Raw genomic sequence first — 7,804 nt, forward strand, 5'->3', positions numbered from 1 at the left:
GTAAGGTCGAACGTAATAACTCTACCCTACAATTATACATAATTATAAATCAAGTTTCAAAGGTTCATCAATGCTTTTCGCCTCTGATTTAGGAAACGCAACCTTTACAACATGAACAAGCGGTCTCAGTATTGAGAAATCTTTTTCATCCGTAACCGTTGAGAATGTTGCATCTGATGACATAATAGGCACATCTTTAATTGAAATAATTGATGTATGGTCATTATATATTAAGATATGATCTTGTATATTACCCACAAAAACTTCACCTAAATAGTGCGGATTGCTCTTAACCGTTTTCACAATTGAAGTCCCTTGAGTTGCACGGTTATTGATTGCAATATCTTGCGCCTTAATACGTTTCATTTGGAATCGATCTGATACGAAAACAACGTCACTTTCATCCGATAATCCTATTGTCGAGACAATGCGATCATTTAATTTGAGTTTCATTCCAATAACACCTTTAGCACGCAAACCAATTGGATTAATTTCTGAGAGATCAAGGCGCATGCATTGTCCTTCTTTACTTACAAGTAGTAAATGATCTTCATTCGAAGTAATGACAGCACCCACCAACTCATCATGTTTCCCTAACTTCATGACATCGTAAAGTCGATTTGTACGCTTAACTTCAAGTTCTGAAATGGCTGTTTTCTTCACCATACCCGATGCTGTTGATGTCACGATAAATTGATAGGTATCAAACGATTTTAATGTAAAGACACTGATGATTTTTTCATTTGGATCACATTTCATGTATTGGTTAATGTGTGAACCCGTATCACGCCAACGAGCCTCATCAATTTCATGCACAAGAATCATGCCATATCGACCTTTAGACGTTACAAAGACGAGATAATCGGTTGTTTCTACTTCTGAACTAAATACTGGCATGTCTTCATCCATAAGTGCTATCACATCTTTTTGACTTGAACCGTATGAACGTAATGACACTTTCTTGAGATATCCATCACGCGAGACGGTAACCATAACCGCTTCATTTGTAATAAGACTGAGGTGATCGACCTCAAGTTCTGAAATCTCCGCTTCTATTGATGATTTGCGTGGCGTATCAAAAGTTTCTTTGATTTCCATGAATTCTTTAACAATAAGATTGTTTAACATATCGATATTGTTAATGACTAAATCGAGATATTCTAATTCATTTGCCAGTTTTGCGAATTCATCGCGAAGGGCATTAATGTCCGTTGAAGATAAACGATACAGTTGTAAATCAACGATTGCGGTTGCTTGCGCTTCGGTAAATCCAAACTCGGCCATGATATTATTGCGTGATTCAGAGCGGTTATTTGAACGACGAATGACTGCAATAATCTCATCAAGTATTGATGTTGCTTTCATTAACCCTTCAAGAATATGTAATCGTTTTTCTTTTTGTTCATAACGATATTTACTACGGTTAAGCACAACTTCTTGTCTAAATTTTAAGTAGGCATCAAGAATTTCTAAAAGACCACAAACCTGTGGACGTTGATCAACAATCGCAACCATATTCGCATTGTAATAAACTTGTAATTCCGTGTATTTATAGAAAAGATTGAGAATGCTTTCTACATTAGCATCACGTTTACAGTCAATGACGATCCGTAACCCTGTACGATCGGATTCATCACGGACATCCATCACATCACCAAATCCCTCACTGGCTTTAGTAAAACGCAATTCGTCAATTTTACGAACAACATTAGACTTAATCACTTCATAAGGTAATTCGGTAATAACAATTTGCTTCATGCTTTTATTTTCTACGATATCTGCCTTAGCGCGAACTACAATGCGTCCTTTTCCTTTACGAATAATATCTTCAATTCCATCTCTACCCTGAATAATGGCACCTGTTGGAAAATCAGGGCCTTGAACCATAGTCATGATTTCATCTACACCGCACTCTGGATTATGTAAGCGATAAATTGAAGCATCCATAATTTCATTAAGGTTGAATGGCGGTATATTGGTTGCATATCCAGCCGCAATCCCTGTCGAACCATTCACAAGAAGGTTTGGATATCGTGCTGGTAAAACGGAAGGCTCAGTCGTCATATCATCAAAGTTCAGTACAAAAGGGACGACGTCTTCATCAATGTTTTCAAGAAGTTTTTGAGACAATTTTGAAATACGAGCTTCTGTATATCGCATCGCAGCTGCGGGATCATCATCAATACTACCATTATTTCCTTGCATATCAATCAAGGGCATATTCATCTTCCATGATTGAGACATTCGAACCATTGCTTCATAAACTGAACTATCTCCATGAGGATGATAATTACCAATAACAAGACCCACTGTTTTTGCGGATTTTCGATATGGTTTATCATAGAAGTTTTTATCATGATACATCGCATATAAAATACGACGTTGTACAGGTTTTAATCCATCACGCACATCTGGGAGCGCACGTTCTTGAATAATGTATTTAGAATACCGGCCAAAGCGTTCACCAACGATGTCTTCGATCGGTAATTTAATTAATGAATCATGCGACATGTGGATCCTCCTCTAACGTAAATGCGACATTTTGTTCTATCCAATCGCGACGAACATCAACCTTGTCACCCATAAGTACGGAGACACGTTTATCAGCGACTAAAAAGTCATCGATTTGAACTTGAATTAACGAACGGCTCGCTGGATCCATCGTGGTTTCCCAAAGTTGATCCGCATTCATTTCCCCGAGTCCTTTATAGCGTTGAAGTTCAACCTTACCATACTGTTTACGGTATGCATCCAATTCCTCTTCAGTATAAGCGTAATGGACATTTTTACCGGATTTAACACGGTAAAGCGGCGGTTGCGCAATATAAACATACCCTGCCTCAACAAGCGGACGCATGTGTCTAAAGAAAAAGGTTAAAAGCAGCACTTGAATATGAGCACCATCTGTATCCGCATCGGTCATAATAATGATTTTATTATAGTTACAATCTTTTAACTCAAAATCTTTCCCAACACCAGCACCCACACAATGAATAATTGTATTTAATTCTTCATTTTTGAGAATATCTTCAAATTTTGCCTTTTGCGTATTTAAAACCTTACCACGCAACGGTAGAATCGCTTGGAATTTACTATCACGTCCTTGCTTAGCACTACCACCCGCTGAATCCCCTTCGACTAAATACAATTCATTCTTGTTTTTATTTCGCGTTTGAGCATTCGCAAGTTTTCCTGACAAAATACGTTCAATCTTATTTCGTTTTCCATTTCGTGCCTGTTCACGTGCTTTACGAGCCGCTAAACGGGCATGCGAAGCTTTTTGAATTTTAGTGATGATCTTTGTAGCTTCTTCATGATGAACATCCAAGTAGTAAGGTAACTGCTCTGAGATTACCGCATCAACAACACCTTTTGCGGCAGGCGTTCCTAATTTCCCTTTTGTTTGTCCTTCAAATTGAAGAAGATTCTCAGGAATACTTACTGATAGAATGACAGAAAGCCCTTCACGAACATCATTTCCTTCAAAATTCTTTTCTTTTTCCTTTAAAAGGTTATGTTTACGAGCCCATTCATTGATGACTTTCGTAAATCCAGAACGAAAACCTGCAACATGAGTCCCTCCATCATGGGTTCGAACCAAGTTAACGTATGAATAGGTGTCTTCGTTATAGCCTTCATTATATTGCAATGCAATTTGAACTGAAATTCCTTGATCAGAACCATTTAGTAAAATAACATCATTTAATACTTCTTGATCTTCATGAATATACTCCATAAAGGCCTCAAGTCCTTTTTCATAACGATATTCTCGTGTGATATTGACACGCTCGTCCGTAACAATAAACTGAATCCCTTGTAGTAAAAATGCGCTCTCTTGAACACGTTCACAAATGGTATCAAAACTAAATTTTGAATTTTTAAAAATAGTTGGATCAGCTTTAAAACGAACGCGACTTCCAATCGGACCCCGATCACTTGTTTTTTTAAGGGGTTCGATTTCTTTACCACCATTTCTAAACGTCATATTATAAGTTCCGTCTTTACGGAATACACTTACATTAACTTCTTCACTCAGCGCATTTACAACAGATGCACCAACTCCGTGAAGACCTCCACTTGTTTTGTATCCACCTGCCTCTGAAAATTTTCCGCCGGCATGAAGCACAGTAAAAATGACCTGCAATGCACTAACACCACTTGTGTGAGTTTCAATCGGCATTCCTCGACCCTCATCTCGGATCGAAACAGTCATATCATCTTCTATATTTAAACGGATTGTCGTTCCGAAACCATTAAGCGCTTCGTCAATCGCATTATCCATAATTTCCCATACTAAATGATGCAAACCACGTGAATCGGTAGATCCAATGTACATCCCAGGGCGTTTTCTTACAGCTTCAAGACCTTCTAAAATTTCAATACTTGAAGCTGAATAATTTTGTGTACTCAAGCTCTCCAACTCCTCTCAACGTGTATTATATCATGACATAATGATTATTTGAGTATTAAAAGTTCAACCAGCATGAAAAGTTCTTTTAACTTTGCCATTGAACATGGTAAAATGATTTTGAGGTGAATTTATGGAAATATTATTAGCAAGTGTGCTTGGATATCTTTTAGGATCCATTCCAAATGCATTAGTCATTGGAAAACTTTTTTTTAATACCGATATCCGTGAACACGGTTCTGGAAATCTTGGGGGAACAAATGCTGGGCGAACTTTGGGCGCGAAAGCTGGCGTTGCCGTTGCGGTCTTAGATGTTTTAAAAGCAACCATCGCAATGGTTATCACCAATTTCTTATTCCCAGATGCAACGATTTACGCTGGATTTTTCGCAACATTGGGTCATTGTTTTCCAATATTCGCTAAGTTTAAAGGTGGAAAAGCCGTTTCAACCGCTATGGGATTTTTATTGGGGATTTCAATTCTTGTGACAAAAAGACCTGTACTGCATTTTATCGTACCTGTACTCATCTTCTTTGCAGTACTGTACTTATCTAAAATGGTTTCACTATCCGCGATGATTTCAATTATTACTGCAGTTGTTATTCTTGGTATTTCACAAGATAACATTCAAGTAACCATTGCGTTCACAATTATTGCAATAATTGTTATTTACCGTCATCGTTCGAATATTCAAAGAATTAAAGACGGAACCGAACGAAAAATTACATGGATGTAGAGGGATGATTCCCTCTATTTTTATCCACTTTGGTGAAGATATTGAAAATAGTGAAAATAGTGATATAATTAATACATCTTATGATCAAGGAGAAGATTATGATAAATATAAAGAACGTCACAAAGACCTATAATGGGTCCCATAAAGCTGTTGATGATGTATCCATTCAGATTAATTCTGGAGAAATTGTTGGATTTATTGGACCAAACGGCGCCGGCAAAACAACGACAATTAAAATGCTTACAGGCATTTTGGCACCGGACTCGGGTTCGATTACACTCAACGATTTAAACATCCGCGAACAACCGATTGAAGCAAAACAACAGTTTGGATATGTTTCTGATGATCCCAATGCTTTTTTAAAACTGAAAGGGATTGAATATCTCAATTTTATTGCCGACATTTACAACATCAATGAAACAGATCGCCAACAACGAATACAAAACTATACTCACCTATTGGGGATGGAACAGGCGTTGAATGATAAACTTCTATCCTACTCACATGGAATGCGACAAAAAATTATGGTGATTGGCGTTCTTCTACACAATCCTTACTTACTCATCCTGGATGAACCCCTAACCGGACTTGATCCACAATCTTCTTATATTTTAAAAGAAGCCATGCGTGAACATGCTCAACACGGTGGCGCGGTATTTTTTTCAACCCATGTTCTTGAAGTTGCGGAAAAATTATGCGATAAAGTCGTTATCATCAATCACGGTAAGATTGTCTATACAGGTACCCTTGAGTCACTGAAATCTAACTACAATCAACTTTCACTTGAAGAAATCTTCTTGGAGCTTACAAAATGAGTCGAATTCTCACACTAACAAAAATAATGTTGAAGACAACGACTTATGATTTTACGCAGCAACTCTCAACCAAAAAGAAAAAAAATTCAAAATATATGTTTCTCTTATTTGGCTTTCTTTTCATTTATCTCGGTGGAATTGTATTCTTTCTTTGGAATGCACTTATTAAATCTGCAGTTTCGTTAGGACAGCCTGGAATAGCAATCCATACATTATTTGCGAGTGCTAGTATTTATATCTTAATTATGGGCATTCTCATCGTTCCAGGGATATTTTATTTTTCAAAAGATATTGAGCGCTATTTAGTGCTACCCGTTCGTGCTGCCGATATTCTTTTTTCAAAATTTATTGCGAGTTTGATCACGATGTATCTCAGCGCTGCAGTTATTTTTATTCCTTTCGCAATTGCGTATATGGTAAATGTTAAACCAGATTTCTTATTTATAATCCGATTTATCGTGAGTTCACTGATGATTCCGATAATTCCATTTACACTATCATTGATCTTTATGATTCTCGTCTTGACCTTTATTCCATTTTTCAAAAATAAAGACGTTTATACCTATGTCTCAACGTTGCTCGGTATTGTATTGGGGCTTGGTATGGCCTTTCTTGGTCAAACATCCGGAACCGGCGGTGCCGACTTCTTATCAAAAATCATGACCAGTATTGCATCGGGTGATAACGCCTTACTTAAAGTCATGAATGGCATTTTCCCTACAATACCACTGCTCTCACAAGGTGTTGTTTATGCAGATTATGGAAAGTTGTTTCTTGGAATCTTAATTTCTATACTCAGTCCTTTCCTCTGTGTTACGCTTGTGCAAAAACTATATTTTAAAGGCGTTATTGGAATTGATGAAGCAAGTTCGAAAAAGACAGCACTCACAACTAAAGCGTTTAATAAATCAACAAAGAAACGTTCTGCACTCTGTGCCATCATGAGATACGACATTCGAAATATTCTTCGAACCCCAACATTCACAACAAACTATTTCGCAGGTTTGATTATTATACCGGTATCATTTGTGATTCCATTTGTAATTGGGGTCTCCAAGTCCCCAGTATCCTTGTCGGAAATAAATCAGACCGTTCAAGAAATCATGACATTACAATTTTACACTCAACCCTTTTCGGTTAAATTTGCGCTCGTTTTTATTATTGGTCTTGTAATATCTTATTTCATGGCGAATGTTGGAATGATTACCGCGACTTCAATATCGCGTGAAGGGCGTACCCTACAACAGTTTCAAGCAATGCCTCTCGATTTTATGACCTTGGTCCATGCAAAGATTCTGATCGGATCTCTGATAACGGTTATTCCAACATGGATTATTGGAATCCTGCTCGCGATTTTCTTGAATCTTAATTTTGGGTATATCATTCTTTTTGTCCTTAGTGCATTTTTAGGGTCAATCCTTTCAAACACGAGTGCAATCGTCTTAGACGTTTTCTCACCAAAATTAGTATGGGACAATGAAACCCAAGCCATTAAACAAAACTTTCTCGCTGTAATCCCACTTTTCTCTTCGTTTTTGATTATTGGAGGATTTGTTTACGCAGCGATGAATTTTAACCCGATTCATGTTATTTATACATTTGGAATTCTACTCATTTTACTCAGTTTTATCCTATATCAGGTCATTAAAAAACTCGTTAAAAAGAGACTTCCACAAATTATTGAAACACTTTAACACAAAAAAACCTTAAGATTGAAAGGAACTGACCTAGTTCCTTGGGACTAAAGAAAAAACCAAGTTAGGATGAAGTTAACCGATAATTTACGGGAGATTGATATCCTAGCTTTTCTTGTATTCGATTTTCATTGTAATATTTTAAATAGTT

Annotated in this window: 6 protein-coding genes; 3 read left to right on the forward strand and 3 right to left on the reverse strand. The window is 37.1% G+C overall.

The genetic code is table 11. The features are described 5' to 3' along the window. Window positions 1–42: 42 nt before the first annotated feature. Window positions 43–2,511 (reverse strand): DNA topoisomerase IV subunit A, encoded by a 2,469-nt coding sequence (gene parC, locus EPJ90_RS01000; RefSeq protein ID WP_161636402.1) that lies wholly within the window; start codon window positions 2,509–2,511, stop codon window positions 43–45. Beyond that, a complete protein-coding gene (gene parE, locus EPJ90_RS01005; RefSeq protein ID WP_125164448.1) occupies window positions 2,501–4,411 on the reverse strand; it encodes a DNA topoisomerase IV subunit B in 1,911 nt (636 codons plus the stop codon). The genes parC and parE overlap by 11 nt, the downstream gene beginning before the upstream one ends. A 130-nt stretch (window positions 4,412–4,541) precedes the next feature. Here parE and plsY point away from each other — a divergent pair, with 130 nt between their 5' ends. From plsY to EPJ90_RS01020, 3 genes are all read left to right on the forward strand, one after another. Continuing rightward, window positions 4,542–5,144, forward strand: coding sequence for a glycerol-3-phosphate 1-O-acyltransferase PlsY (gene plsY / locus EPJ90_RS01010; protein ID WP_200542443.1), 603 nt, complete (start codon window positions 4,542–4,544; stop codon window positions 5,142–5,144). 98 nt (window positions 5,145–5,242) lie between these two features. Beyond that, complete coding sequence (locus EPJ90_RS01015; RefSeq protein ID WP_161636400.1) at window positions 5,243–5,959, forward strand: ABC transporter ATP-binding protein; 717 nt, start codon at window positions 5,243–5,245, stop codon at window positions 5,957–5,959. After that, window positions 5,956–7,653, forward strand: a complete 1,698-nt coding sequence (locus tag EPJ90_RS01020) for a hypothetical protein (protein WP_200542444.1) — start codon at window positions 5,956–5,958, stop codon at window positions 7,651–7,653. Before EPJ90_RS01015 ends, EPJ90_RS01020 begins: the two co-directional genes overlap by 4 nt. A 64-nt stretch (window positions 7,654–7,717) precedes the next feature. On the opposite strand, the gene EPJ90_RS08675 is transcribed toward EPJ90_RS01020, so the two are convergent. Next, the coding region (locus EPJ90_RS08675; RefSeq protein ID WP_330932732.1) for an IS3 family transposase at window positions 7,718–7,804 on the reverse strand (87 nt) is incomplete at its 5' end.

Source organism: Erysipelothrix sp. strain 2 (EsS2-7-Brazil) (assembly GCF_016617655.1).
Classification (GTDB): domain Bacteria; phylum Bacillota_I; class Bacilli_A; order Erysipelotrichales; family Erysipelotrichaceae; genus Erysipelothrix; species Erysipelothrix piscisicarius.